The organism is Nocardia aegles (assembly GCF_052545135.1).
In genome coordinates, this window is the sequence record NZ_JBQWRI010000004.1 from 335,267 (window position 1) to 361,918 (window position 26,652).

Annotated in this window: 28 protein-coding genes and 1 pseudogene; 15 read left to right on the plus strand and 14 right to left on the minus strand. The window is 67.5% G+C overall.

Annotated elements, in window-relative coordinates; translation table 11 throughout:
* Window positions 1-229: 229 nt before the first annotated feature.
* The 3 genes from ACT89H_RS15000 (at window position 230) to ACT89H_RS15010 (ending at window position 3,254) form a co-directional block, all read left to right on the plus strand.
* Complete coding sequence (locus ACT89H_RS15000) at window positions 230-727, plus strand: hypothetical protein (RefSeq protein ID WP_445109196.1); 498 nt, start codon at window positions 230-232, stop codon at window positions 725-727.
* Between the two features lie 59 nt (window positions 728-786).
* Complete coding sequence (locus tag ACT89H_RS15005; protein WP_445109197.1) at window positions 787-942, plus strand: hypothetical protein; 156 nt, start codon at window positions 787-789, stop codon at window positions 940-942.
* A gap of 116 nt (window positions 943-1,058) precedes the next feature.
* Window positions 1,059-3,254 carry an elongation factor G-like protein EF-G2 gene (locus ACT89H_RS15010; RefSeq protein ID WP_445109198.1) on the plus strand — a complete coding sequence of 732 codons (2,196 nt, stop codon included), beginning with the start codon at window positions 1,059-1,061 and terminating at the stop codon, window positions 3,252-3,254.
* A 25-nt stretch (window positions 3,255-3,279) separates the two neighbouring features.
* Here the strand turns inward: ACT89H_RS15010 and ACT89H_RS15015 are convergent, their stop codons facing one another.
* The 6 genes and pseudogenes from ACT89H_RS15015 to glnA form a co-directional block, all read right to left on the minus strand.
* Entirely contained in the window at window positions 3,280-5,427 is a 2,148-nt protein-coding gene (locus tag ACT89H_RS15015; protein ID WP_445109199.1) for a hypothetical protein, read from the minus strand.
* 248 nt (window positions 5,428-5,675) lie between these two features.
* Window positions 5,676-5,996 (minus strand): hypothetical protein, encoded by a 321-nt coding sequence (locus ACT89H_RS15020; RefSeq protein WP_445109200.1) that lies wholly within the window; start codon window positions 5,994-5,996, stop codon window positions 5,676-5,678.
* 91 nt (window positions 5,997-6,087) lie between these two features.
* On the minus strand, window positions 6,088-6,435 hold the full coding sequence (locus ACT89H_RS15025) for a hypothetical protein (protein WP_445109201.1): 348 nt from the start codon (window positions 6,433-6,435) through the stop codon (window positions 6,088-6,090).
* Window positions 6,436-6,456: 21 nt separating this feature from the next.
* On the minus strand, window positions 6,457-6,783 hold the full coding sequence (locus ACT89H_RS15030) for a hypothetical protein (RefSeq protein ID WP_445109202.1): 327 nt from the start codon (window positions 6,781-6,783) through the stop codon (window positions 6,457-6,459).
* A gap of 466 nt (window positions 6,784-7,249) precedes the next feature.
* Window positions 7,250-7,369 (minus strand): annotated as a pseudogene (locus ACT89H_RS15035) (type II toxin-antitoxin system PemK/MazF family toxin); the annotation flags it as partial.
* A 186-nt stretch (window positions 7,370-7,555) separates the two neighbouring features.
* The gene (glnA, locus tag ACT89H_RS15040) at window positions 7,556-8,992 is read right to left on the minus strand and encodes a type I glutamate--ammonia ligase (protein WP_067800793.1); all 1,437 of its coding nucleotides are present in this window, start codon (window positions 8,990-8,992) and stop codon (window positions 7,556-7,558) included.
* A 253-nt stretch (window positions 8,993-9,245) separates the two neighbouring features.
* Here glnA and ACT89H_RS15045 point away from each other — a divergent pair, with 253 nt between their 5' ends.
* Window positions 9,246-9,701, plus strand: a complete 456-nt coding sequence (locus ACT89H_RS15045) for an RDD family protein (RefSeq protein WP_445109203.1) — start codon at window positions 9,246-9,248, stop codon at window positions 9,699-9,701.
* Between the two features lie 79 nt (window positions 9,702-9,780).
* On the opposite strand, the gene ACT89H_RS15050 is transcribed toward ACT89H_RS15045, so the two are convergent.
* Together ACT89H_RS15050 and ACT89H_RS15055 are read right to left on the minus strand one after the other, a co-directional pair.
* Window positions 9,781-10,515, minus strand: a complete 735-nt coding sequence (locus ACT89H_RS15050) for a DUF4191 domain-containing protein (RefSeq protein ID WP_445109204.1) — start codon at window positions 10,513-10,515, stop codon at window positions 9,781-9,783.
* A gap of 62 nt (window positions 10,516-10,577) precedes the next feature.
* On the minus strand, window positions 10,578-11,021 hold the full coding sequence (locus tag ACT89H_RS15055; RefSeq protein ID WP_445109205.1) for a TY-Chap domain-containing protein: 444 nt from the start codon (window positions 11,019-11,021) through the stop codon (window positions 10,578-10,580).
* Between the two features lie 207 nt (window positions 11,022-11,228).
* Here ACT89H_RS15055 and ACT89H_RS15060 point away from each other — a divergent pair, with 207 nt between their 5' ends.
* The 3 genes from ACT89H_RS15060 to ACT89H_RS15070 all read left to right on the plus strand — a co-directional run bounded on the left by ACT89H_RS15060 (window position 11,229) and on the right by ACT89H_RS15070 (window position 13,317).
* Window positions 11,229-11,384: a hypothetical protein gene (locus ACT89H_RS15060; RefSeq protein ID WP_445109206.1), complete on the plus strand. Its 156-nt coding sequence runs from the start codon at window positions 11,229-11,231 to the stop codon at window positions 11,382-11,384.
* Between the two features lie 77 nt (window positions 11,385-11,461).
* A complete protein-coding gene (locus tag ACT89H_RS15065; protein WP_445109207.1) occupies window positions 11,462-12,202 on the plus strand; it encodes a DUF2334 domain-containing protein in 741 nt (246 codons plus the stop codon).
* Window positions 12,203-12,210: 8 nt separating this feature from the next.
* Window positions 12,211-13,317, plus strand: a complete 1,107-nt coding sequence (locus tag ACT89H_RS15070) for a glycosyltransferase (protein WP_445109208.1) — start codon at window positions 12,211-12,213, stop codon at window positions 13,315-13,317.
* On the opposite strand, the gene ACT89H_RS15075 is transcribed toward ACT89H_RS15070, so the two are convergent.
* Complete coding sequence (locus ACT89H_RS15075; RefSeq protein ID WP_445109209.1) at window positions 13,290-14,201, minus strand: DMT family transporter; 912 nt, start codon at window positions 14,199-14,201, stop codon at window positions 13,290-13,292. The genes ACT89H_RS15070 and ACT89H_RS15075 overlap by 28 nt on opposite strands.
* Window positions 14,202-14,312: 111 nt before the next feature.
* On the opposite strand from ACT89H_RS15075, the gene ACT89H_RS15080 reads away from it, so the two are divergent.
* From ACT89H_RS15080 to ACT89H_RS15095, 4 genes are read left to right on the plus strand one after another with little or no spacing between them, the layout of a single operon-like run.
* On the plus strand, window positions 14,313-15,980 hold the full coding sequence (locus ACT89H_RS15080; protein WP_445109210.1) for a CocE/NonD family hydrolase: 1,668 nt from the start codon (window positions 14,313-14,315) through the stop codon (window positions 15,978-15,980).
* Window positions 15,977-17,347 (plus strand): M20/M25/M40 family metallo-hydrolase, encoded by a 1,371-nt coding sequence (locus ACT89H_RS15085; protein ID WP_445109211.1) that lies wholly within the window; start codon window positions 15,977-15,979, stop codon window positions 17,345-17,347. Before ACT89H_RS15080 ends, ACT89H_RS15085 begins: the two co-directional genes overlap by 4 nt.
* Window positions 17,344-18,231: an alpha/beta hydrolase gene (locus ACT89H_RS15090; RefSeq protein ID WP_445109212.1), complete on the plus strand. Its 888-nt coding sequence runs from the start codon at window positions 17,344-17,346 to the stop codon at window positions 18,229-18,231. The genes ACT89H_RS15085 and ACT89H_RS15090 overlap by 4 nt, the downstream gene beginning before the upstream one ends.
* A 9-nt stretch (window positions 18,232-18,240) precedes the next feature.
* Window positions 18,241-18,693, plus strand: a complete 453-nt coding sequence (locus ACT89H_RS15095; protein ID WP_445109213.1) for a 6,7-dimethyl-8-ribityllumazine synthase — start codon at window positions 18,241-18,243, stop codon at window positions 18,691-18,693.
* A gap of 5 nt (window positions 18,694-18,698) precedes the next feature.
* Here the strand turns inward: ACT89H_RS15095 and ACT89H_RS15100 are convergent, their stop codons facing one another.
* The 5 genes from ACT89H_RS15100 to ACT89H_RS15120 all read right to left on the minus strand — a co-directional run bounded on the left by ACT89H_RS15100 (window position 18,699) and on the right by ACT89H_RS15120 (window position 24,067).
* Complete coding sequence (locus tag ACT89H_RS15100; protein ID WP_445109214.1) at window positions 18,699-20,129, minus strand: neutral zinc metallopeptidase; 1,431 nt, start codon at window positions 20,127-20,129, stop codon at window positions 18,699-18,701.
* Window positions 20,130-20,281: 152 nt separating this feature from the next.
* Window positions 20,282-21,226 (minus strand): endonuclease/exonuclease/phosphatase family protein, encoded by a 945-nt coding sequence (locus tag ACT89H_RS15105; RefSeq protein ID WP_445109215.1) that lies wholly within the window; start codon window positions 21,224-21,226, stop codon window positions 20,282-20,284.
* A gap of 120 nt (window positions 21,227-21,346) precedes the next feature.
* Entirely contained in the window at window positions 21,347-22,036 is a 690-nt protein-coding gene (locus ACT89H_RS15110) for a class I SAM-dependent methyltransferase (RefSeq protein ID WP_445109216.1), read from the minus strand.
* A gap of 104 nt (window positions 22,037-22,140) precedes the next feature.
* A complete protein-coding gene (locus ACT89H_RS15115; RefSeq protein WP_445109217.1) occupies window positions 22,141-22,908 on the minus strand; it encodes an ESX secretion-associated protein EspG in 768 nt (255 codons plus the stop codon).
* Window position 22,909: 1 nt separating this feature from the next.
* Window positions 22,910-24,067, minus strand: coding sequence for a WXG100 family type VII secretion target (locus ACT89H_RS15120; protein WP_445109218.1), 1,158 nt, complete (start codon window positions 24,065-24,067; stop codon window positions 22,910-22,912).
* Between the two features lie 253 nt (window positions 24,068-24,320).
* On the opposite strand from ACT89H_RS15120, the gene ACT89H_RS15125 reads away from it, so the two are divergent.
* The 4 genes from ACT89H_RS15125 to ACT89H_RS15140 are packed head-to-tail and all read left to right on the plus strand — an operon-like array spanning window position 24,321 to window position 26,634.
* The gene (locus tag ACT89H_RS15125; protein WP_445109219.1) at window positions 24,321-24,635 is read left to right on the plus strand and encodes a WXG100 family type VII secretion target; all 315 of its coding nucleotides are present in this window, start codon (window positions 24,321-24,323) and stop codon (window positions 24,633-24,635) included.
* A 15-nt stretch (window positions 24,636-24,650) separates the two neighbouring features.
* Entirely contained in the window at window positions 24,651-24,950 is a 300-nt protein-coding gene (locus ACT89H_RS15130) for a WXG100 family type VII secretion target (RefSeq protein ID WP_445109220.1), read from the plus strand.
* A complete protein-coding gene (locus tag ACT89H_RS15135) occupies window positions 24,947-26,224 on the plus strand; it encodes a WXG100-like domain-containing protein (protein ID WP_445109221.1) in 1,278 nt (425 codons plus the stop codon). The genes ACT89H_RS15130 and ACT89H_RS15135 overlap by 4 nt, the downstream gene beginning before the upstream one ends.
* The gene (locus ACT89H_RS15140) at window positions 26,221-26,634 is read left to right on the plus strand and encodes a hypothetical protein (RefSeq protein WP_445109222.1); all 414 of its coding nucleotides are present in this window, start codon (window positions 26,221-26,223) and stop codon (window positions 26,632-26,634) included. The genes ACT89H_RS15135 and ACT89H_RS15140 overlap by 4 nt, the downstream gene beginning before the upstream one ends.
* Window positions 26,635-26,652 lie beyond the last annotated feature (18 nt).

Sequence of the window (26,652 nt, forward strand, 5' to 3'; positions counted from 1 at the left end):
TACGCACCGCCGGAAGCCGGCGCAGGTGGGCCGGCTGGCGCGAGTGGGCAGCGATCCCGAAAGCTTTTCAGCGGCAACCCTTTCCAGGTCGATAACCAGATCGATCACCGCCGCCGCGAGCGGGCCGAGCGCATCGTCGAACGCGGACGACGAAGCACCGCCGCCTCCGTCCCGCGCGCGTCCCGGCTCGCTCGCACCCACGAGCGAAACCGTCTCGCGGACCACGACGATGGCGATGCCGCCGCCACCACGGCGTCAGCACGACGAGCCGCACCGGCTGTACCACTCCGGCGCGGCCGCTTTCGTCGGACTCTGTGTCGGTGTGCTTCTCCTGCTCGTGTCGGGGTGCCTGCTGGTGAACCACCCGACGGGAACGTCGGCATCCACGGCGGCGCTGCACACCAGCGCACCGAGCAAGGCGCCGACGTCCACCGTGCCCACGGCACCACCGGTAGCCGCTGCCCATCCCGTCCGGACGGGCATCGGGGTGACGTTCGGAAAGGTCACCGCGAACGACGGGACGACCATGGTGGTCAGGAACGCGTTCACCAGCAGCAGCGTCAAGGTCCGTGCCGACGCCGCCACCCATCTGCACGTCCTGGTCGCCCAGCGTGCGACGGACATCCGCGTCGGCGCCGTCATCGCCGTCTACGGGCGGCAATATCCCGATCACACGATCGTCGCCGAGGTCATCACCGGCATTTCGATCGGGGCCCCCATCAGATGAGCGGGGGTCGCCCCCGGCAAGCGATCAGCGGCGGCTGCTCCACCGCGACGGCCGCGCCCGTGCTGTTTCGACCCCGCCTCGCCGCCTTCGGCGTCTTCGTCGACGAGCGCCGCTGCTGGGTGGGCAACGAGAACGGCGACGTGTTCACCGTGACTCCGGACGGCGTGGTCGCCGGCCGCAAGTGCGCGTGCGAGAGCATCGCCGGGACCGGGTAGCCCTCATCCACCTGCGAACGACTGGCTCCGCACCCTGATCTGCCGATTCGTCGACGCAACGCCACGCCCGGTGGGAAGGTGGAGGTACGGCAGGTGTCGGCAGAGGAGCGTGACACATGGTGGACAAGACCAACGGAGCTGCCGCGGGCGACGGCGGCGTGCTGACGGCGGACCGGCCCGAACAGATCCGCAACGTGGTCCTGGTCGGGCACAGCGGGTCGGGCAAGACCACCCTGGTCGACGCCATGGCGCTCACCGCGCGGGTGGTCAATCGCGCCGGGCGGGTCGAGGACGGCACCTCGCTGTCGGACTACGACGAGATCGAGCATCGCCAGCACCGATCCGTGCAGCTGTCGGTGGTACCGGTGATGTGGGGCGGCGTGAAGATCAACCTCGTCGACACGCCCGGATACGCGGACTTCGTCGGCGAACTGCGGGCGGGGCTGCGCGCGGCCGATGCGGCACTGTTCGTCATCTCGGCGGCCGAGGGAGTGGACGGCATCGCCGGCGCGACCAGGGCGCTGTGGGAGGAGTGCGCCGCGGTCGGGATGCCGCGCGCGATCGTGATCACCCATCTGGACACGGCCCGCGACGAGTACGACGAGATGACCGAGGCCTGCCGCACCGTGCTGGGCGGCGGCTCCTCGGAGAGCATCCTGCCGCTGCACCTGCCCGTGTACGGCCCGAAGAATCCGGACGGGCACCGGCCGGTCACCGGCATGGTGGAGCTGCTGCCGCACTGCGTGGGCGACTACTCCTCCGGAGAGGAGGTCCAGGGCGACCCGTCGCCCGATCAGGCGCCCGCGCTGGAGGAGGCGCGCAATCGCCTCATCGAGGGCATCATCGCGGAAAGCGAAGACGAGAGCTTGATGGAGCGCTACCTCGACGGCGAGGAGATCAGCCTGGCCACGCTGGTCGCCGACCTGGAGCGCGCGGTCGCGCGGGGCAGCTTCCATCCGGTGCTGTTCGCCGCGCCCGCGCCCGAAGGGGCCAGGCAGGGCCTCGGCACGGTGGAGCTCCTCGACCTGATCACCGGCGGCTTTCCGACGCCGGTCGAGCACCCCATTACCGCCGGTAACGGCGCCGAGCCCCATCCGCTGCGTTGCGACCCGGACGGCGAGCTGGCCGCGGAGGTCATCCGCACCGCGTCCGACCCGTACGTCGGGCGGGTCTGCATGGTCCGCGTCTTCTCCGGCACCTTGCACGCCGACGACACGGTGCACGTCAGCGGGCACGGCCTGGAGGATCGCGGCCATGAGAGCCACGAACTCGACGAGCGGGTCGGCGCGATCTCGGCTCCGTTCGGCAAACAGCAGCGCCCACTTCGCCGGGCGATCGCGGGCGACATCGCCTGCGTCACCAAACTCGGGCACGCCGAGACCGGCGACACGCTGTCGTCGACCGACAGCCCCTTGCGGATCGAGCCGTGGCCGATGCCCGATCCCCTGCTGCCCGTCGCCATCCGCGCGCACAGCAAAGCCGACGAGGACAAACTCTCGCAGAGCCTCGCCCGGCTGGCCGCCGAAGATCCGGTGCTGCGGCTCGAGCACAACGCGCAGACCCATCAGCTGGTGCTGTGGTGCCTCGGCGAAGCGCACCGCGACGTCGCGTTGGAACGATTGCGGACCCGGTTCGGCGTGCAGGTCGACGTGACCGACCACCAGGTGGCGTTGCGAGAGACGTTCGCGGGCAAGGCGACCGGGCGCGGCAGGCATGTGAAGCAGTCCGGCGGACACGGGCAGTACGCAGTGTGTGAGATCGAAGTCGAACCGCTGCCCGAAGGGTCCGGGATCGAGTTCGTGGACAAGGTGGTCGGCGGAGTGGTCCCGCGCCAGTTCATTCCATCGGTGGAAAAGGGCGTCCGCGCGCAGGCCACCCGCGGATTGACCGCCGGCTTTCCGCTCGTGGACGTGCGCGTCACCCTGTTCGACGGCAAAGCCCATTCCGTCGACTCCTCCGATGCCGCCTTCCAGACCGCGGGCGCCCTCGCCCTGCGTGAGGCGGCGGCGGCCGCGGGAATCAAAGTACTCGAGCCGCTCGCCGAGGTCTGGGTGCTGGTCACCGACGAATACGTCGGACCGGTCCTGAGCGACCTGTCCAGCCGCCGCGGTCGCGTCCTCGGCACCGAGCCGCACGGCGCGGGGCGCACCCGCATCCACGCCGAAGTCCCCGAACTCGAACTCAGCCGCTACGCCATCGACCTGCGCTCGATCTCCCACGGCACCGGCGATTTCACCCGCGGGTACGCGCGCCACGAACCGATGCCGAATCAGGTCGCCGCCTCGGTGCGCGGAGAGAAGGCACGCGCGTAGTTCCGCGGCCATGCCGTCGGGCCGCTCAGGTCTGTTGCGGTGGTGGCCCTACGGGCGGTGGAGCAGTCGGCTGCTGCGCCTGGCTCGTGGTCGGCGGCGGTGCCGCCGCAGTACCGAGGCCGGCGTTGCCGGTATCCAAACCGGTGGGATGCAGGTATCCCGCGAAATTGCCGTACTTCTCTTTCAGCGGTGGATTGTTGGGATCCAGTGGAACGAGATGCCCGCCGTCCAGGACGAACAACCTATTGTGCTCCTGATCCCGCACAATCAAGGCGCTGTGTCGCTCCCACTGAAGAATATCGCCCGTCTTCAGCTCGCCCGGACCGTTGACCACCGCGGGCGGATGATCCGCTGTCAGCTCACCCGCAGTTCCCTTATACGCGGATACCGCGTCGAGGGCGACGTTCTGCACCTGTTTCTGCAAGGCCTCCGCCACCGGCGGGGATGCCTTGACATTCGTATTGTCGATGGGAACATCCACCGTCGTACCCGGCGTCGTCACCGGCGGCGGAGTGCCCGCGTAGGTCGGCGCCGTCACACCGGCCGGAGATGCCTGAGCAGTTTGCTGGGTGGTCGACGCCTGCGTGGCGCGCTCTCGTTCTCGCGCCCGGTCGCGCTCGTGACGTGAATCCCGGTCGTCGTCGTAGCCTCTGTCGTCGCTGCTCGGCTGACGGGACGGATTACCCTGCAGGGCGCTCATCAGGGCCATTTGTGCCATCAGACCGGACGTATCGTTTCCGGCGCCGGCCGGCATGGTGGCCGGCGTGGCCGTGGTGCCGCCCGACCCGGATCCCGAGCCGGTTCCGCCTTGCATCGCCGTGGTGGGCAGAGAAGCGGGGACCGTGCGCGACGCGGTCGTATTGCCCGTCCCGTTGTCGAGGGCGGTCTGGGTGGTGTCCGCCGAACCCGTGGCGTCCGGTCCGAGCAGGTCGTCGTAGGTGGAACTGAAGTCCTCATTCTGACCGGCCTGCTGGGCGGTGGTGCCTGCGGTGCCCTGAGTGCCGGTGTCGAAGCCGCCGTTGAAGCCGCCGTTGTAGGCGCCGTTGTTCGCGCCGCCGTTGTTGTTCGCACCGCTGTTGTTGTCAGCGCTGTTATTGCCCTTGTCGCCCTTGTCGTCTCCCTTATCTCCTTTGTCGCCCTTTTCGTCGCCTTTATCGCCCTTCTCATCACCCTTGTCGGTGGGATATCCCGGGAAATCGCCGTATTTCTTGCCCACGCTCTCGGCTCGATGCGCGTAATCAGCGACCTGATCTACACAGAACTGGACGGTCTCACGGACGATTCCGTATATCGGCCCCTCTTCCACCACATTCTGAATACCGGGAGCCGTGAAATTACTTTTATTGAAAGTGCTTCCGCCGTAGTATCCCGCGTAAGGTCTCTCGAGCGCTGCCCAGATGTCCTCATGCGCCGATTGGACCTTGTCCCACATTTTCCGATAGGTACGATCGTTGTCGGCGGTGAGCTTTAGATTCTCCGTTTTGAAGTCGTCGTCCCTGGCCGACCACTGGGCGTCCAACTCGTCGAGGAAGTCGGACGCCGATTTATAGGCGTCGACAGCCGCCCCCTTTCCCCCGGCTTGCGCCTCCGCGCCGTGCCCCATCGAATCGGTGAACGATTTACTAAGGTTATTGTCCCAGATAAGGGTGTCTTTACCCTTTTCCGGTGAGGTCAGGGCGATCGGCTTCTTCTTGTCCCCCATTTGCTTCTCGAGATACTCGAGCTGGTGGTTCGCCAAACTGATGTAGGTCTTCAGATCGTCCGAAGGGCTACCGGGAGGGAGCTTGATCTTCAACCGGAAGTCATCGAATCGGTCGCCCTCTTGTGGATCTTTTTCCAGACCCTCCATGTAGTTTTTCTTCTGTTCCTCCTCCGTGGGCGGAGGAGGAACGGGCGCCTTACGATCATGTTTATCGTCGCGCTTGTCCGGATCAGCACGATATACGCCGTCGACCAGCTTTACTTTGTAAGCGGACCCATCCGGGGTGAGCACGTAATCCATGTCCCCGGGACGGTCCCAAGAGTCCAATTTCTTGGGATCCCCACCCGGATCGGCCTCATACAGGATCACTCCGCCACCGGGCTTTTCCTGCGCGGTGTAGTAGCCCGACTCGGGACGGCTCGTCGATTTTGTATAGTTGCCATTCTTGTCGTAGGTGAAGTAGTTGGTCATGCGTCCTCCTGGACGGGCGGTTCACCGCGCCTGTCGCGAAGCCCTGCCCTGATGCCGTTGCCTCGATCGCCGATGAGGGAAATTCCGCCGCTTACCGGCAGCGGGGCGTCCCGCCCGGTCGACGAAGCCCGGATCGTTTCGCGCACCCGTTAGCAGAACCATCGCTCAGAATCGTGATTCCGAACGGTTCGCGAGCCGATTGCGACCATTCCGAATCCTCCCGCAGGATACCCCCGGGACGCTGGAGTTCAGACCTCCGCCGACGTACTCCGAATCGCCGCGCCACCTGCTCCGTCAGTCTGCTCGATCGCCCCTGCGGTCGCCTGGGAATTATCGCCCGTGTCCTGGCGGCCATCCGCCACCGAGTTCCAGCCGACCGCACGATCACGCCGGTACGGCCGACCGTAATTCTCCAGGAATCCGTAAGCCGCCCAGCCATTCGTCGCGATGAAATCGACTTCGTAATCAGGATCGTTCTTCGCGCGTTCCCGAAAGCCGGGGACCATGTCATGGTTGACGCCGCGAAGTCGGCGCCACTCTTGTGGATCCTGCTCGAACTCGGTGACCATATCGACGAACCCTCTCCATTCCGACCGACTTCCCCATTCTTCAATATCCCCATCCCTGGGAATACCGAGAGCAGGCCTGAGCAGGGAGTTTTCAGTACCCGGCGCCGAACGCCGCCTTCTCCATGAGGTGGTACTCGGCCTCGGTGGGCAACCCCAACGAGTCGGCCAAGCGCGGCAACGCGCCGTTGTACAGCAGCTCCGCACGCCGCCCCACCCGAGACTTCTGGTAGGCCAGGCGGGCAACTCGAACGATTTCGGCCGCGAGCCAGCTGTCGGTGTTCTCCCACACCTCGTCGCCGAGGTGAAGACCGACGATCGTGCCGCTTCGATCGCAGGCGACCCCGACGGAGTAGTCGGGATTGAACACCTCGTAGATCGACGTCAGCCAATCGGGCGGCGCTTCGCTCTCGACGGCGCCCGAGACGCCCAGCTCTGCCACGGCTTCGCTCCTAGGTCTGGTCTAGAGTTTCGGTTCCGGCAACGACACCGCTGGTGGCCACGCCGTCTGCTGGACGGCGAGCCGGTGCTGCCGGAGGGCGTCTTCGGTGCTGTCCCGAATCGCCGCCATGATGTCCGCCACCAACTCCTGGCTACTCGACGAATGCGCGATCGTTCCCTCCGCGATGTACAGATCGGTGAGGCGACCTGCCCCGTCGACCTCTGGAATCACCCTGGCGCTGGGCGAGGGCCGTCGAGCGCGGATGCCCTTGATCCGCTCCATCATGTCGTCGACGGCGTGCACGAACTCGCGACCGGATTCGAGCGCTGCCGCCGTGTACGGATGCATCACTCGGATCTTCCACCCGAAACCGATCCCACGCTAGGCATGGGGAAATCCCTCCGCGCTACGGCACCGCGGCCGGGCAGCGTCCGAGCAGGCCATACGGTCATCCGACGCCCCATCGAACCGGCGCCGAGCTCTCTCCGCATGCCACCTCCTGCAAGGACGATACGTATCCATTCTTCACGCTCAGCGCCAACTTCCCACGCATGAGAACGGTCCGCCGAGCTTGCCGATGAGAGCCGCAGTGTGAGTTTCGCCGTAAACGCGAACGAGCCCCTCCGATCGCGACCATTGAATGATCACGAAAAGATGGGCTCGTCGACTACCGCGCGTACCCCGCACGACGCACCTGCGTGCAGGCACTCCGCCAGGTCGGCGAACTTACGACTTACGTCCAAGTACAGCTCGGATTACGACCTGGCAGTTCGCTGGTTCAGGGCAGGCCGAGGGCGATGGCCAGCGCCCGGTTCACCGCGAGCACGTCGGCGGTCACGCGATTGCGCGCGTTGTTCGACACGATCAGCCACGGCTTCGCGCCGTAGCCGAGATCAGCACGGTACACCTGCCCCCGAACAGGCGCGGCCGTCACGCGGTAGCCTGCCGCGCGTTACGCCGCGCCCGCAGTGACCGCTGATCGACACCTACGGCCATCTGTGGCCGGATACGGACGAGTCCACCCGCCAGGTGATCGCTGCTGTGATCACTGAGCGGATGGACTCGAATCCGTCTACTGCGTACCTAAGGCCCGAATCAGGCCTGAATACGCAGGTCAGGCTTACACGTCGAAGTACAGCTCGAACTCGTACGGGTGCGGCCGCAGGTTCACCGGGGCGATCTCGCCTTCGCGCTTGAGGGTGATCCAGGTCTCGATCAGGTCCTCGGTGAAGACGTTGCCTTCGGTGAGGTAGTCGTGGTCCTGCTCGAGGCGGTCGATGACCGACGCCAGGCTGGTGGGGGCCTGCGGGATGTTCTTGGCCTCCTCCGGCGGGAGCTCGTAGAGGTCCTTGTCGACCGGGGCCAGCGGCTCGATCTTCTTCTTGATGCCGTCCAGGCCGGCCATCATCATGGCGGCGAAGGCCAGGTAGGGGTTGCCCGAGGAGTCCGGCGCGCGGAACTCGAGGCGCTTGGCCTTCGGGTTGTTGCCGGTGACCGGGATACGGACCGCGGCGGAGCGGTTGCGCTGCGAGTACACCAGGTTGATCGGGGCCTCGTAGCCGGGGACCAGGCGGTGGTAGGAGTTCACCGTCGGGTTGGTGAACGCCAGCAGCGACGGCGCGTGGTGCAGGATGCCGCCGATGTAGTGGCGGGCCAGGTCGGACAGGCCGCCGTAGCCGGCCTCGTCGTGGAACAGCGGCTTGCCGTCCTTCCACAGCGACTGGTGCACGTGCATACCCGAGCCGTTGTCGCCGAACAGCGGCTTCGGCATGAAGGTGACGGTCTTGCCTTCCTGCCACGCGGTGTTCTTGACGATGTACTTGAACAGCTGCAGGTCGTCGGCCGCGGCGAGCAGGGTGTTGAACTTGTAGTTGATCTCGGCCTGACCGGCGGTGCCGACCTCGTGGTGGCCGCGCTCCAGCTCGAAGCCGGAGTTCTGCAGGTTGGTCGAGATCTTGTCGCGCAGGTCGACGTAGTGGTCGTAGGGCGCGACCGGGAAGTAGCCACCCTTGTTGCGGACCTTGTAACCGCGGTTGCGGGTGCCGTCCGGGTTGAACTCCGCGCCGGTGTTCCAGGAGCCGGAGACCGACTCGATCTCGTAGAAGGCGCCGTTCATGGCCGAGTCGTAGCGGATCGAGTCGAAGATGTAGAACTCCGCCTCGGGGCCGAAGTACGCGGTGTCGGCGATGCCGGTGGAGCGCAGGTACTCCTCCGCCTTGCGCGCGACGTTACGCGGGTCGCGGCTGTAGGCCTCCCGGGTGAACGGGTCGTGCACGAAGAAGTTGAGGTTCAGCGTCTTGGCGGCGCGGAACGGGTCGACACGCGCGGTGGAGAAGTCGGGCAGCAGCAGCATGTCCGACTCGTCGATGGACTGGAACCCACGAACGGAGGAGCCGTCGAACGCTAGCCCTTCCTCGGCGAGGTCGGTGGTGAAGGCCTTCCCCGGGATCGAGAAGTGCTGCTGCACACCGGGCAGATCGCTGAACCGGATGTCGACGTACTCGATGTCCTCATCAGCGATGTATTTGATGACCTCGTCGGCCGTGCTGAACGTCACTTGTTCTCCTTACGGATCGGTTCCCAGCCAGTGTCGCTTGCATGGGTTCGTCGCGACCAGACGCTATGGATGCCGTGTTTCCCTGTCGTCAAGGCTGTGTTTCGCCGGTGTTACACGTGTGTCCGGCAGCGTGGTGCTGACCACCATGACTCGACATGCATGGTAGTCCTGCCTCCCGCCGATGTGCGCGCCGACGCTGAACTCCGCTTATGCGGCATCAGACGCCGGTTCGGCCGCGCCTATTCTGGGGTGCATGGCACGTATCACCGGCTCTTGGCTCTCCGGACCTCCAGCCGACTCCGGCGGCCCGGAAACTTCCGAATTCCCCGGTGAACAGCTCGGCCTGCCGAAGACCGGAGCGGGTTCGCTGGCCGGTATGGGCCGCCGTATCGCCGCCCTGTTCGTGGACTGGCTGATCGCGCTCGGCATCGCGGCGCTGATCACCCGCAGCGGTTCGGCGTCGAGTCTGACGCTGCTGATCTGGTTCGTCATCGGCGTCGGCGCCGTCACCCTGTTCGGGTTCACGCCGGGGCAGTACTTCCTGCGGTTGCGCACGGTGCGCATCGACGCGGCGGCGCCGGTCGGCTTCGTCCGGGCGCTGGCCAGGCAGGTACTGCTGCTGTTCGTGGTTCCCGCCCTGTTCACCGACGCCGATGGGCGCGGCATGCACGACCGTGCGACCGGCACGGCGCTGGTGCATTCACACTGAACTTCCGATCCGGGCGGTAGCGAACGACGAAAAGGCCCGCATCCCCGGGCGGGGAGGCGGGCCCTTCGAGGGAGCAGGATCAGCGGCGGCGGATGGTGCGCTGCACACCGCGCATCTTGGCGCCCGCGGGCATCGGCCCCTTCGGCAGGGCGGGCCCGCTGCGCGCGCTGAGGGCGGCCAGCCTGCCTTCGATGAGGTCCATGCGCTTGGTGTCGATGTTGCGCGGCAGCTTGGTGAGGTAGCGCTGGAGGTCCTTGAGCGGCACCTGGCCTTCATCGTTGCCGATGACGATGTCGTAGATCGGGGTGTCGCCGATCAGCCGGGCCGTGCGCTTCTTCTCCTGGGCGAGCAGCGACTTGACCCGTTGCGCGGAGCCCTCGGCGACCAGCACCACGCCGGGCAGGCCGATCACCCGGTGCACCGCGTCCAGCTGAGTGGTGGCGGCGATGCCGTTGCTCACCCGCCATTTGCCCTGGAGGTTGTCCAGCACCCAGGCCGCGGCGCCCGCCTGGCCCTCGGCCTTGCTATAGACGCTCTTCTGCACCCGCCTGCCGAAGATGATGAAGGCCACCAGCGCGCCGAGCACCACGCCCAGCGGGACGAGGAACCAGGTCAGCCCGAAGATCAGGCCGACCACGGCGAAGACGGCGGTGATGCCGACCAAGGCGCCGATCATCAGCGGCAGCAGCAGCTTGTCTTCCTTGCGCTGCATCTGGAACGCCTGCCACAACTGCTTGCGGCGTTCCCTCGACTGCTGCTTGCGGGCCGCCTTCGCCGCGGCCTTCGCTTCCTTGGTGGGCTTACCTGCTGCCATGACTCTCAGGATAGTGCCCAGGTAGTCGCAGCTCCGCTGTGGGACAGCGGGCCGAGCGGGCGCTACCCGCGGCGCGCGATCGAACCGAGCACGGTGAGATCCAGGTCACCCGACGCCTCGGTCCAGCCCATCGCGCGCAACTCGACCGGGGCGGCGACCCCCAGGGCATCGCGCAGGCCGACGGCGACCGAGCGCGCGAACTCGAGCAGGCTGCTCGGCGCGATGGGCCAGAACAGGATCCTGGTCCAGTTGTCCGCGTCCTGCCGATCCGCGGGCTCGTGCCAGCCGAGCGCGCGCAACTCCTGCGCGGCGGTTTCCGGTATCGGGTTGCTCAGGTAATGGTTGCCGGCCAGTTCGGCGGACAATTTGATGTCATATTGGACAAATTGGACATATCGATTTCCGGGGGCGGCGATGATCAGGGTTGCCCGCGAGGGCAGCTCCGAGAGACAGTGCGCCAGCGCTTGCACGAACCGCTCCCAGTCCGCTGTCGCCGGCTCGCTCATTCTTCCCCCGGGTATTCGCACTGGCCTGATCATACGCCGACCCGGCCGGGACACCAGATGAATCAAGTTGCGACGTCACACAGTTCGGTCGAACTACCGCCTTTGCCGAGGTTTTCGTTTCCGCCCGAGGTTTTTCCGCTGGCGCAGGAATGCCAGACAGAGCAACGCTTTCGATCGGGGTTCGAGTTCGCGCTCGGAATCGCCAGGATGGATTTCGCATCAGCCGCGGGACGTCCAGCGTGCGACGAGCAGGGACAGGCACCACCGGCCGAGTCGTCGCGGTCGCCCGAAGGCGCGTCGCTGCGCGGGCAGTCCGACGCGTTCGACCTGCCGATACAGCCCGCCCGGGCCGATATCTGGTGATCGGCGCGAACGTATCTTCAGCCGAGTGCACCGCGCTGTTCAGCTGGCGGCCACCGGGCGGTGTTACCTTCCCCGACGTGTGTGCGCGGTTGGTGGTGAGCGTCCATGACGTCGCACCGGCGAGTGCGGCGGAGACGGCGCGCTGGTGCGCCGATGCCGATCGGTTCGGAATTCCGCTGTCGCTGTTGGTGATACCGGGGCCGTGGCGGGGCATGCGGTTGGCCGACGACCCCGACTACGCGGCGTTCCTGCGGGAGCGCAGGCAGGCCGGTGACGACGTCCTGGTGCACGGGTGGTCGCACCGGGCGGGGCCCGAGGGGGATTGGCCGCGCCGAGCGGTGGCCCATGCGGTGGCGCGCGGCGCGGCCGAGTTCGCCGCCCTCGACGTCGGCGCGGCCACCGTCAAACTGCGCGCCGCCACCGAGGTGATGATCGCAGCCGGTTTGCCGACGACCGGTTTCACGCCGCCGGGCTGGCTCGCCTCGCCCGGCGCGAAGCAGGCATTGCGCGCGGCGGGGTTCACCTACACCACCTCGCATTTCGGAGCCGAGCAGCTGCGCACCGGACGCCGGTTCCGCGGGTTCGCGCTCTCGCACCGGCCGGGCGGCGGCTGGTCCGAGCGGTTCGGCGCGGCGATGCTGGAGACCGTGGCACGCCGCACGGCCGAACGCGGCGGGCTGGTCCGGCTGGCGCTGCATCCCGACGATCTGGGCAGACCGGGCCTGCGCGACACCACGCTGCGCGCCATCGACGCGGTGCTGCGCACCGGCGCGCACGCGATCACCTATCGCGAGCTGGTCGGATCGGCGGTCGGCTAGTGCGGATCGTGCAGATCGCCAACTTCTACACGCCCGCCTCTGGTGGTCTGCGCACCTGTGTCGACGAGATCGGGCGCGGCTATTCGGCGGCGGGTCACGATCGAGTCCTCGTCGTGCCCGGTCCGCGCGACGCCGACGAGCACACCGAGTCCGGTCACCGGGTCACCGTGCGCAGCCCCAAGTTCGGCGATGCCGGCTATCACGTGCTCACCGCCCGGCGCACCCGAGCCGTGCTCGACGGGCTCGCTCCGGACGTGCTCGAGTGCAGCGACAAACTCAGCGTCCGCTGGCTGGCGCCGTGGGCGCGCGCGGCGGGCGTGCCGCTGGTGTTGTTCTCGCACGAACGCATCGACGCCATCCTGCGCTCGCGGGTGCCGCGCGGCTTCCCGCTCACCGCGGCGGCCGATCTGGCCAACCGGCGGCTCTGGGTGCGCGCCGAGAAGGTCGTGGTGACCTCGCGTTTCGCTACCGCCGAGTTCGACCGGGTCGGCGCGCGCAATGTGCGCCGGATTCCGCTGGGCGTCGACCTGACCACCTTTCGCCCGGCCGGCGAATCATTGTCCGGCCGCCGCGAGGATCCGGTGCGGCTGGTCCTGGTGAGCAGGTTGTCGCGGGAGAAACGGGCCGAACGCGCCATCCAGGCGGTCCGCGTCCTGGTCGACTCCGGTATGCGCTGTGTGCTGTCGGTCATCGGGGACGGCCCGCTGCGTTCTCGCCTGGAGCACTTGGCGGCGGGGCTCCCGGTCGTCTTCCACGGCCACCTCACCGACCGGACCGCGATGGCCGCCCTGGTCGCCGCGGCGGATATCGCCGTGTTCCCCTCCCCTGCCGAGACTTTCGGCCTCGCCGTGCTGGAGGCACTCGCCTGCGGAACGCCGGTGGTCGTTCCCGCGGCGGGCGCGGCTCGTGAACTCGTCGGCGACCCCGGCTCCGGTCTCGTCTGCGACGGGACGCCGCGCGGCCTCGCCGACGGCGTGCGTGCGCTGCTCGCCCTCCCCGCGGCCCAGCGTCGCCGCGCGGCCCGTGCCGCGGCGGAGCGCTTTCCCTGGTCGGCGACGGTGGAGGGCATGCTCGCCCTCTATGCCGACTACGAGACCCCGGCCCGCTCCGCCTGACGCGTGCTCGCCGATATCTCCCGCTCGTCGTGCAGCGTGGGCGAATTCGCCAGCAGTGCGACACCGACGATCACCGCGGTGGCCGCGCAGGCCAGCAGCGGCGGGCGCGGGTGGATCGTCGCGGTGAACAGCGTCAGCCCGGCCAGGTAGCTCAGCACCGGGTCGGTGATCGTCATGGCGGTCAGCGCCGTGGGCAGCGATCCGCGCGCGTACGCCTCCTGCGTCAGGATGCCGCCGACGACGGTCGACACCGGAATACCCAGCAGTGCCCAGCTCGGGTCCGGCAGTGTGCTCGTCGCCACCACGACCAGGACCGCCGTGGTGGCGAAACAGCAGCCCGCCGCCACCGCCACCAGCGCGGACCGCAACTGGGCGGAGCGGACCGGCCGGGACACGCCGAACAACACGACGATCGCGGCGATCACCCCCACGCAGGCCTCCGGGAGCCGCTCCGTCCGCACCGCCGAATGCTCGGGAATCCCCTGCGCGATGAGCAGGATAAGCCCAGCGCACACCGCCGACGTCCCGGCCCAGTCCCGGGCGAGCAGCGCGCGACCGCGCCGCAACGCCGCGAACGGCAGCGCGAACAACAACTGCACCACCAGCAGTGCCTGCACCACCGCGATGGCGCCGAAGCGCAGCGCGACGGCGTGCACGACGAATCCGGCCACGTTCGCGCCCTGGCCGGCCAGCCAGCGGCGGTCGGTGATCAGACGACGAGCGATCGCGGCGATCACCAGGAATCGTCCCTGCCCGGACGCGACGGCCGCCTGTCTGGCCGCGCCCTGTTGCAGGAAGGCCGACACCGCGAACAGGAACGCGGCCGACAACGCCACGCCGATCGTCCCCACCGAGTCGACGGACCCGAAACCGCGCTCCGGCATGGTCTCGATGCTGGACCGTCCGGATGAACACCGGATGGCGTCTGCCCGGCTACTGGACGACTACCCCGGTTCCGGGGGCTGGACGGTCGTCCGGGCACACTCGATAGTCCTATGGTGATCGAACGAGCCGCCCTGTCTCGTGCCCTGTGCGGCCTGTTGTCGCTGCTGGCCGCGTTCACCCCGATACCAGCGGCCGCCGACCCGCCGCCGGTGCCCTATCAGTGGAGGCAAGCGTTCATCGACGGCACCGACGGCACCCGGCTGCACGCCGACATCCTGCGCCCGCCCGGTGTCTCCGACGACACCCGCACACCCGTCATCCTCACCGTCAGCCCATATCGCGCGCACCTGGCGTACCTGAGCGAGCCACGCCTGACCGGCGGCCCGTCCACCGACAACCTCACCGCCGACCTGTTCTTGCAGGCGGGCTACACCTACGTCATCGTCGACCTGCGCGGATTCGGCGGCTCCAACGGTTGCCCGGACTTCGGCGGCCCCGGGGAACGAGCCGACGTCGCCGCGGCCGTGGAGTGGGCGGCGAGCCGGCCGTGGTCCACCGGCAGAGTCGGACTGTTCGGCACGTCGTACGAAGCCTGGACCGGCCTCATGGGCCTGGCCGCGGCACCGAAGGGCCTCGCCGCGGTGGGCGCGTTCGAGCCGGTCGTCGATCCGTACTCCTACCTGTACATGCAGGGCGTTTCGTGGAAGTTCTCCGGGAAGCCGATCACCGAGAGCGGTGTGCGCCCCGCCGATTTCGCGGGACTGGAGCACCTGCTCATCGCCTCGACACCACCGCGTCCGGAGGACTCCGCCGAATATCGGGCGAACGCGACACAGTTGCCGTGGCAGTGCTACCGGCAGTACCTGGCGCAGATCGGTGACCACGACCCCGACACCGCCTTCTGGCGCGATCGCGACCTCGTCGCGCGACTGCGCGGCACCACGATTCCGCTGTTCCTCGGTCAAGGCTTCGTCGACTACAACACCCGGGCCTACCGTGTGTTCGATCTGTGGAACGGTCTCGGTCCGGGCGAGCACCGCGCCTGGTTCGGCCAGTGGGGACACCGCACCTGCCACGACAAATGCGGTACACCCCACTTCGACACCGAGCTGCTCGCGTTCTTCGACAAGCATGTCGCCGCCCGTGACGTGCAGGTGCCCGGCCCGCGGATCACCGTCGGCCAGTTCGACGGCGGCTGGCGCGCGGAGACGGCGTGGCCGCCCGCCGACGCCCGTCGGGTCCCGGTCGAGCTGCGGACCGGCGAATACACCGACCGCGGGCTGATCCCCGGATCCGATCGCGAGATCTGGTCGGTCTCCGCGCCGCTGACCGGGGACCAGCACCTGTCCGGCATCCCCACCGCCACCCTCCGGCTCAGTGGCCCGCCGAGCGCGACGGTCGCGGTCGAGCTCTACGACATCGCACCCGACCTGCGCGCGACCGTCATCACCCGCGGGATCGCCCCGGTCCGCGACACCGCCGAGGTCAGGCTGCTGGCGCAGGACTGGCCGCTGGCCGCGGGCCACCGGATCGGCGTCCGCGTCACCGATGTGGTCGACGACGTGTGGTCGCACTCCCCCGCCCTCGCGTCGGTCGCGGTGACCTCCGCGAGCATCGAGCTGCCCCTGCTGACCGGAACGCGTCGTCCCGACCTGCCGGGTGAGCTCACCGAAGGCATCGTGAAGTGGCGAAACGAGAAGACGATCGCCCTGGACCCGAGCATGTTGAACAATGCAACGGTGTCCATGAATCTGCCCGACCGCACCGGTGACCGATGACGGAGCCGGTCGACGATCTGACCGCCGAACGCCTCGCCGCCGCGCTGCGCTGTGCGACGGTGTCCACCGACGACCCGCGCGACGCCGACAGCGCGGCGTTCGACCGCCTCGACGCCCACCTGCGGACGTCGTTCCCCCTGGTGCACGACGAGCTCGAACTGCAGAAGTTCGCGCACAGCAGGCTCTACCGGTGGCCGGGCACCGAACCGGACCGGGTGGCCGCGATCCTGCTCGCGCACCAAGACGTGGTGCCGGTGGACGACGCCCAACTCTGGACGCACCCGCCGTTCGCGGGGGTGGTGGACGCCGAGTTCATCTGGGGCCGCGGGGCGATCGACGACAAGAGCCGCGTGCTCGCCATCCTGGAGGCGGTCGAAGCGGCGCTCGCCGCGGGACTGCGGCCCCGCCACACCGTGTACCTGGCCTTCGGGCACGACGAGGAGGTCTTCGGCGGCGCGGGCGCCGAGCGGATGGCCGAGCATCTGCGCAGGGCGGGCGTGCGCGCGGATCTGCTGCTGGACGAGGGCGGGGTGATCGCCGCGGGCGTCGTCGACGGTGTGCGGCAGCCGGTGGCGACGGTCATGCTCGGCGAGAAGGGTTACGCGACGGTCCGGTTGTCGGTCACCGAGGTGGGCGGGCACTCGTCCATGCCGGGCAAGCAGACGGCGGTCGGCCGGATCGCGCGGGCGGTCGGCCGGATCCAGGACCATCCGATGCCGCTGCGCCTGACCCCGGTGATCGCGGACATGCTGGACCGGGTGCGTGCGATCATGCCCGCGCCGCGGCGGCGTCTGCTCGCTCTGGCGCGGGTCGCCGCCCCGGTGGTCACCCGGATGATGGCGACCCAGCCGCAGACCGAATCGATGGTGCGCACCACCACGGCGCCGACGGTGATCCGCGGCGGAGTACGAGCGAACGTGCTGCCCCAGCGGGCCGAGGCCATGGTGAACTTCCGCATCCTGCCCGGCGACACGGTCGCCTCGGTGCTGGCGCACTGCCGGAAAGTGGTACGCGACAAGGGGATTCGATTCGATCTGGTCGGCATGTCGTCGGAGCCGTCCCGGATCACGCGACCCGGCCCCGCCTTCGAGCTGATCGCCGATCTCGCCCGTGCCGTCGTGCCCGGTATCGCGGTGACCACCGGCATCGTCCCCGGCGCCACCGACTCCAGGCACTACGACGACCTGGCGGTCACCCGGTGCAATTTCGCCCCCATCGTGCTGGACGAGCGCGACCTGGCCTCGATCCACGGAACCGACGAACGTATCTCCCGAGTCAACTACGCTCGACTCATCGAGTTCAACCGGCGACTGATCGAGCATTTCGCCACGGTCGGCACGCCATCGACATCAGGAGCGCAGGGATGACGACCGAGCCGACGGCCGGCGACGCCACGCCCATCGAGCCGCCCGCGGTCCGCACCGAGACCGGCGAGTTCGACGGTGTGGGCAGCGGAGTCGCCTGGCGGGCGTGGCTGCCGCAGGGCGCCGCGCGGGGCGTGATCGTTCTGGTGCACGGCGTCGCCGAGCATTCCGGACGCTATGTCCACGTGGGGCAGCGCCTGGCCGCCGCGGGTTTCGCGGTGTACGCGCTCGACCACATCGGGCACGGGAAGTCCGCGGGCCGCAAGGCCAACATCGGCTCCATGGCGGCTGCCGCCGACAATGTCGCCGCCATGCTGGAGATCGCGAGCCGCGAGCAGCCCGGCGTGCCGCGTTTCCTGGTCGCGCACTCGATGGGCAGTCTGATCACCCTGTATCTGGCCACCCGCGCACCGATCGACGTCGCGGGCATCGTGTTGTCCGCTCCGCCGCTGGACATCCCGGTGGGTAATCCGGTGCAGCGCATGCTCGCTCCGGTGTTGAGCAGACTCGCCCCGAACCTCGGTGTGCTGAAACTCGATTCGTCGCAGATCAGCCGCGACCCCGCGGTCGTGACGGCCTACGACAACGATCCGCTGGTATATCGCGGCATGCTGCCCGCACGCACCGGCGCCGAGATGCTGGATGCGGCGAATACGGTCAAGCGGCGCCTGGCGAAAGTCACCGTGCCGCTGCTGGTGCTGCACGGCACCGCCGACGCGATCGCCGCGCCGTCCAGCTCCGACCTCATCGAGCGGGGCGCCGGGTCCACGGACCTCACGGTGATCCGCTACGAGGGCCTCTACCACGAGGTGTTCAACGAGCCCGAGCAGGGGAAGGTGCTCGATGATGTCGTCGGTTGGCTGGAAGCGCACCTTACCGAACAGTAGTATCTCGCCATGAGTACTACCGGATCCATCGCGTTCATCCGTGCCGACTGGCACAGCTCGATCGTCGGCAAGGCGTACGAGGGTTTCCGCACCGAATACGCCGGCCTCGGTTTCGATCCCGCCGGCATCGACCTCTACGAGGTGCCGGGCGCCTTCGAGATCCCGCTGCACGCCAAGCGCTTGGCGCACTCCGGCCGCTACGCGGCGATCGTCGCCGCCGCGCTGGTGGTGGACGGCGGCATCTACCGGCACGACTTCGTGGCCTCGGCGGTGATCGACGGGCTGATGCGGGTCCAGCTGGACACGGACGTGCCGGTGTTCTCGGTTGTGCTCACCCCGCACCACTTCCACGAGCACAGCGAGCACGTCACGTATTTCACCGAGCACTTCGTCACCAAGGGCGCCGAGGCGGCGCGCGCGCTGGCGGGCACGCTCAGCTCGCTGCGGTCGCTGCCGGTGTAAGACGACTACCGGAACTTGGCCAGGCAGGCGCTCTCACCGTCCAGCACGCCGGTGCGGAACGCCTCCAACCGCTGGTAGCCGCTCGGCACCACCTTGCCGTTCACGTCGGCCGCCGCCGCGCCGTCGGCGAGCAGGCCGGAGACCGCTTCGTCCAGATCGCCCGCGGACAGGTGCGGGTCGCTGCCCGGCTCGCTCAACTTGGTGGTCACCACGCCGCTGAGGCACGCGGTGCGCAGACCGGCCGTTTCCGCGCCGGTCAGCGACAGCTTGCGATCGTGTTGCACCGCCAGCACATAGCGCGAGACGAAGACGATGAACGCGTTGTAGTCGCCGTCCACGACCGCCGACAGCGGGTCGTCGTCGGTCATCATTCCGCCGCGACGGGCCAGGGCGGGCACGTCCGTGCCGATCCGGTTCGCGCTCGGACAGTACGACACCGGCCGGGTGACGGTGCTGTCCGAGCAACCGCGGCCGACGCCGGAGTAGTCGAACTGCGGCGTCCGCGTGACCGGGAAGATCTTGGTCAGCGCCTGGCTCAGGCTGGTCAGCGCGGCGGCGTCCACGGGCAGCTGCGCCTGCTGCTCACCGGGCTCGAAGGTGGTGGGGAGATTGCCGCGGCGCTGGGCGATCTCCTTCCTGGTGATCTTCTTGCACCCGTCGGCACCGTCGGTGTAGCCGATCTGCACCGCGGTCACCCGCTCGAAGGCCGAGCCGTGCACGTTGTGCGGATCGTTCGGGTCCCGATCGCGCACGGCCACCGTGGCGCCGAGCACGGCGTTGAGGCCGTCGGTGGTGTTGAGCGTGAAGTGCGCCGAATTCCCTTCGGCCACATGGCGCAGGAAGACACCGGCGAGGCAGTCGGCCTGCTGCTCCTGCACGAGCGGCGGGGTCAGCAGGCCCGCGAGTCGGGCCTGCCCCTGGATGGCGTGCCCGTATTCGTGGGCGAGCACCATCACCACCGCCATCTCGCCGTACTTCTGCACCAGCTTCGGCAGCAGGACACCCCGGTCCCAGCCGATGGTGTGGTCACCGCCGCAGTAGGCGGCGTTGACCACCTGGTAGGTGTCGGACTTGCAGAACTGGATCGACTGCGTTCTGGGCGCCTTGGCATCCCAGGAGATGAACCTGGTCACCGGCTGGAACGTGCCCGGGAAGTGCTCGGGGTACTCGGTGGTCCAGAAGGCCTGCACGTCGGCGATGGTGTTCAGAGCCAGCTTGTCGATCGCGCCGCCGTCGCCGTTCTCCGCCGTGAGCGGTGCGTCCGGCACACCTTTGCGGGGACCGTTCGGGCCGGAAGCCGTCATCGATCCGGCCAGCTCCCAGGTGTCGGCGGGCGGCGAGACCTGCTGCGCGGCATTCGTACCCTGCGCGCATCCGGCCGATACCGCTGCCACCACCGCGAGCACGGCCACACCGAATCGCCTGTACTTCGTCATCGAACTCGCCTCCCCGAGTGCCGCGTCTCGGGCCCGCCGAGCGCTCACATCGTAATCGCCGCGAGCGCGCTTCGCGCAGCACAGCGTCACGATCGTCGCCGGATTCGCAAGGCGTGCAGCATGTTCGCGCCGGTCGATCGGCGCGTACCTCGTCACTGCAGGCGGATACGGGACAGCAGCGCTCGATGATCGGAGCCGGGGATCGAGAGGGCGCGCACCTGCTCTGCGGTGGCGTCGGCGAGCAAGATGTGGTCGATGCCGATCACCGGTCCCCAACTGCGGTCGGCGGGGAAGGTGGGCAGCAGGCCCGCGCCCGCTTGGTCGGCCGCCGAGGCGAAGCTTCCGCGCAGCAGGTCGCGGAAGGCCGTGTGGTCGCGGGTCGCGTTGAAGTCCGCGCCCACGACCGCCGGGCCCCGCTGCGCGTCGAGGATTTCCCGGGTCCTGCGCATCTCCGCCTGCCAGGCGGGGAAATCGGCCGGCGGCGGCACCGGATGGAACGCGAAGACGGTGATCGGTCCCCGTTCGGGGTGATCCATCGTCGCGGAGAGGTTGTTGAGGATGTATCCGTCGTATTTCTCGGTGTTCCGCAGCGGATATCGGCTGTAGATGCCGGTGCCGCCACCACCGTCGCGGGTGGGTTCGGTGTAGTGGTAGGGCAATTCTTCGAGCAGGCCCGCGGCCGCCAACCGATCCACCGCGGCGTCGGTCAGTTCGTCCACGGTCAGCACCTCGACCCGGTTGTCCCGGACCGTGCCCACCACTGCGGCCGGGTCGGCGCCGCCGAACAGCAGATTCGACTGCATGACGGTCAACGTCGGACCGTTCGCGGCCCGGCCCTCCGGTACGAACGCGGGCACCAACGTCCACAGCGCCGCCGCGGCCAGCACTCCGGCGACAGCCGCGCTGCGCCACCCGCGCGCGATCAGCACGAGCACCAGACCGACGATCGCGCCGATCATGAGATACGACGCCCCCGACGCGAGCAACACCAACCCGCGCCGCTGCCACGCCCCGAAATGCAGCACTATCCCGATGGCGCCCGCGGCCACAGCGCACCACCCCACACCGAGCAATGCCCGGTCCATCCATTTACGCATGCGGTCGAGCCTAGGCAATGTCGATCTGGTGCAGGTCGAGACCTCAGGACGCCCGGGCACTTCGGGGCCTGACTGTGTCTCGCGCCCGGGCCGGGCATCCCCGTGGCGCTGTCGGAGAATTCAGCCCAGATGGGCCGACAGCAGCCAGGCCGGAACCGACTTACGACCGTTGGGCTCGTCCTGTATGCCTTCGAACCGCACAGGCGCATCCTCGGGCCACTCCTCGGGCAAGTTGGCGTGAATTCGCGCCGGCCTGATCTCATCGATCGTCCAATACTTCGATACCACCTCCCGAAGCTCGTCGGCGGTAACGGGCGATGGCCCCGGCTGAGGCGCTTCGGGCAGAGCGGCCCGGTCGAACACGAGCGCGAAGTACGACGCCCCGGGCGCGGCAGCACGCACGATCGACCGCTGGTAACCGTCCCGCGACTCGACCGGGATCGAATGGAACAGCGTGCTGTCGACGATGGTGCCGAAGCGCCCGTCGTAGCCGGTGAACGAGGTGATGTCGGCGACCTCGAACGCCGCGTTCGTCAAGCCGCGCCGGGCTGCCTCGGCCCGCGCCAGCTCGACCGCGGTCGGCGACACATCCAATCCCACGGTCGAGTAGCCCCGCTCGGCCAGATACAGCGAGATCGCCGCCTCCCCGCAGCCGACGTCGAGCACGTCGCCGTGAAACTTGCCCTGCTCGATCAGGGCGGCGAGCTCGGGCTGGGGCTCGCCGATACTCCACGGCGGCTTGACACCCGGCCCGAACGGGCCTGTGCCTCGGTAGATGGCATCGAAATCGAGATCGTCCGGTGTCGTCATAGCACACGAATATCAGGAGATCCGCCCGATGTTCGGGACCTCGCCCGCGACGCGCGCTCGAGGAGCGGGACGGGGCCGGTGTATGCACCCGAGGTCAACCGCACCTACCACCCGCCGTCGCGGTCTTCGCGCAACCGCCGGTCGGCAGCGTCGATCCAAGCGGTGAATCGGGTGACGAGGTCGGCGGGGGTGGTGGGATATACCGAGACGTGCCGACCGCGTAGTTCGGTATAGCGGCCGTCGCCGGCGATGTCGTACCACTGCAGGACGTTCCAGGGCCGGGACAGGGTGTTGACGGCACCGGTGATCAGGCTCGCGCTGCCGCCGCCGTCCGCGGGGCGCTGCACGAGACGCTGATATCTCTCGCGCGGCGTGTTGCGGGCGACGTCTTCCAAGTAGCTGCCGTCGCGGCGGAGGTCATCCGGGTGGAAGGTGGCAGGTGGCTGTTTGCCCGGTGCGCTCGCGGGAATGGATTTCACCAGGAAAGAGGGCAAATCTTCACGGCGGTGCAGGCGCACTACGATGACGCCGTCCTGATCGCCGGTCGCGGCCTGGAACAGCGTCACCGCATCGTACGGGTTGGCCGCGCCGACGATCCGATACATCCGGACACTGCCGTCACCGGCCTTGTGTTTCGTTGTGCCACCGAGTATTTCGATCCGGAGGTCCGAGGTGGTCAGCGTGTGCAACGCGAGCTGGATTTGTTCCAACTCATCAGCTGGATAGCGTGCGCGCACGACGGTTCGGTGAGCGGCGAATTCGTCGCGCAGCTGGAAACGGCTGCAATAGTGCAGCGGGTTCGGGAAGCGGTCGTTAGCATCGCTGTACCACAGGGCCGCGAAATCGTCCGGCTCGAAGGTCCATTCAGCCAATTCAGCGTTCTCCGCCGATCACACCGCCGGGCACCGTTTTCGGCAGCTCCCCGAGCAGTTCGTCGGTGTTCTCCTGGTTGATCAGGTAATCGGGAATCTTGTGCTCCGATTCCTCCTCGGATTTGCCGCCTCTGGCGCCACCCATTCCCGGAGCCATCATGCCGGGCATACCGGACGCGGCACGACTCGCGTTCACGGCTGCGGCCATCGGCGTTCCGCCGGGTGCGCCCGGCGTGCCGAGCACACTGCGGCCTGGTGCACCGCTGCGGGTTTCCGGGCTGCCCGGAACTCCAAGACCGGGCGTGTGCGGCGAGCCCGGGTTTGTCCCGGTCGGCGTCGTCCCGGCCGGCGTCGTCGCGGCAGGGGTCGTCTTGGCCGGGTCGGTGGGGCTGGGTGTGCCCGTGTCAGTGGCGGTGGGGTTGTAGCCGGTCGGTGTGGTCTGCGGAGTGGCCTGGGTCTGCTCCGTGGGCTGGTCGCCGGCGTTTTCGGTGGACTGGTCCGGTTGGCCGTCGACGTTCTTGTTATCAGTACCGGCCGGGCTCGACGACGTACCGGGGCCCGAGCCCGTCGGATTGCCGCCGGTGTACATACCCGGGCTACCGGGGACCGGCGTCGAAGCCTCCAGCGGCTGGGTCGGATTCACCCCGACCGGCAGCACCGGAACTTTCGCGTCATAGTCGGCGAAGCGAGTCACGTAGATGTTGTTCATGGCGTCCCGCGCGCCCTCCTCGGCGTTGTTGCGGGAGCGTTCCTCCTCCGCGGCGCGCCAGGGGAAGATATTCGCCGTCCAGGAATGCGCCGCGTAGCCAGGGATCGCGTTGCGGGTGTCCACGATAGCCGCCGCCGACTCGTTGATCTGGTTGGACAGCCGCGTCAGCATCGGCTCGAGCTTCCGCGCGTCATCGGTGTACCGCTTGATCGCGTCCTTCGCCGCCTCCGCCGCCGCACCCTCCCACGCCTGCGAAATCGAAGAGATCACCGACCGCGCGAACGTCTCCACCCCCTGATCCCACAGCGTGGCGGCATTCGAGTACTGCACGGCGGCGTTGTAGGTGTTGTGGGTATTCAACCCCGCGAACGCATTCCTGATCTCCGCATGCGACCACGCCCCCACGTACTCGCCGCCGCCAGGAATCTGCTTGGGTTCGTTCTCCTGCATCCGACCACCCTCATTCCTCCACGAACGGCACGCTTCCCGCTGCTTGCCGCGTCGTCCCTCGTAGCCGGTGCTCCTGCGGTGAATGATCAGGGCCGGACCGGCTCCCCCGCCCCCTTCAGCTGTTACCGACCGTATCTGGAAGCCGGGGTCGCAAGCAACCGCACCGGCACGCGGACGGGCCGCCCTGGCTTCCCATGCCACCATGGTTGGAGTACGTTCGCGGTGAAAGATTTATCGGCGCAGGGGGATCGAGTTGGCCGGGGAGCAACCAGCACTGTCGGTCCAGACCGACGAAGTCAAAGCATTGGGACGCTTGGCATTCGATGTCGCCACTCAATGCCGGGAGGGGTACTCGGCGCTGGAGACGGATGTGCGGGACATGCTGGAAAGCTGGACCGGAAACAACGTGGGCGCGTTCTCGGCCGGGTGGGAAGAGCTCCATCAAGGCGCGGTGCAGGTGTGGGACGCGCTGTTCGAGCTGGCGGAGAAGCTGGGGATCACCGCCGACACCATCCGCGAGACCGACCGGGCTTTCGCTACCGGCGTCAGCTCGCTGGACCTGCCCTGAAGAGGGGGACGTCTCATGTCCGAACCACCGGCCTTCTCGGTCGATCTCGACAGACTCGACAACCTGGCTGCCCGAATCCGGGGCTTCGCCGGCCTGCTCGCCGACCAGCTCGCGGCAATCGACCGGAAAGCGAAAGAAGTCGATGCCGCCTCGACCGGTGCCGTGATGGCGGCCTACCGCGAAGCGCACGACGAGTGGCTGGCGGGCGCCACCGATATCCAGGAAGGGCTCACGGCCTTGGAAAAGGCCGTGCGGCTGGCCCATGAGGGCTATACCGGCGCGGTGGCCGAGAACCTACGGATTCTCGGCATATGACGGATCACGCTGCGGATCCGAAAGCCTACTACCAAGCGGCCACCAATTGCTTCGATGCCGCGTCGGCCCTGCGCGACAGTTTTCTGTACATCTTCGCGGAACTGTCCGAATGCGGCTCCATGGCAGGTGTCGACGAGAACGGCCAGCAGTGGGCACGCTCGTACAATGCGTCCGCCTATGAGGCGGTGGGGTTCTTCCAGGACGTCCACTCCACGCTGTACGCCTACGGCACCGCCCTCCACGACATGGGGTTCACCCACGCCCAAGCCGACGCCACGTTGAAGGGCGCACCGCAACCGGACCGGCCGACCAGCCCAGGTATGCCCGTCTTCGGCCCGTTCTCGATCCCCGCCTCGGCGGGCGGACCCGGCCAGGGCATCGTCGACAAGGGCATCAACATCATCAGCCACATCGGCATACCCGTTCCCGACGGCGACACCGGGAAACTCGCCAAGGCCGCCGACGCCTGGGACCGCCTCGGCACGATCTACCAGAACACGAACGCCCGCGACAAGATCACCATCGCATCGACGCTGTTCGACAACGCCACCCCCGACGACGCGGGCTACATTCGGGACGACCTCAAATCCCTGGCCAACTCCATCGATCAACTGCTGACCACCTGCACCCAGATCAGCCAGTCTTGCCTCGAGTACCGAGACGCGCTAAAGGAACTGCGTGCCGAGATCGAGGGCTTTCTGAAGTCTCTCGTCCAGGATCTCGCCATCGACGCCGCCATCACCGTCGGCCTGTCACTGATCAGCTTCGGCGCAGGTGCAGTCACCGCCGCCAAGTCTTTGGACACGGTGCGGCGGTGGGCCGGGAAGATCAAAGAAGGCATACTTCTCTGGCGAGGCCGCAAGGCGGTGCAGATCGCGGGGCTCAGACAAGAGGCGAAAGATGCGGCCATCAAGGCCAGGAAAGTCGTCACCGACCTGCGCGATCGGCTGCGTACGAAGATCGACGACGTCGGAAAGAAGCCGAATGGCGGTCCCAAGAATGCAGACGATGTAAGAAATGAAATAGATTCCAGAACTGCTCCCGGGAGAAACAGGCCGAACAGGCAAATGGATACCGAAGCCGAAATAAGGCAGCTATACGATGACTTGACCAGAGGTGCTGATACCCTGGATGTCGGCACCTATCCCGGCAGAGGTGCCCGCCTTGACGACGGTACAGAGATCAAGATCAGAGACAAAAGCGAATCTGGTGGTGTGACTATCGACATCCGCTACCCGGGAAGCAAGAGGCCAGTAAAGGTGCATTTGCCGTGATCGAAAAGCTGGAGAACTTTCTCCTCTACAATATTTCCGACGATTGGGCACCAATCGGCGAGTTCGACGGCACGATCGAGAAGATAGTTCCCGAGGAATATTCGCGTGCTCACGTTATCGGAATAATAAGAGAGTTATCGAACAAAGGCTACATCCAACTAGGAGCCTTCCCAGGTGATGGTCGATCGTGGGAGCCCTGGACGGTTGGTACGGAAGAGTCTATCGATCGAATCTCGTACGGTCATAATAATGTTCCCGGATACCTGAATATTCCAGACAGCGAGATCGGCTCCAACGAAGTATTCAGGGCGAAAATCACCGAGAAGGGCCGGCAAAGACTTCAAGAGCTGGGAGATCCGTATGAAAAATACGGAGACCCCTGGGCCGATGATCCCTACCTGCACGCGTGAGGTCGAGATCTCATCGAA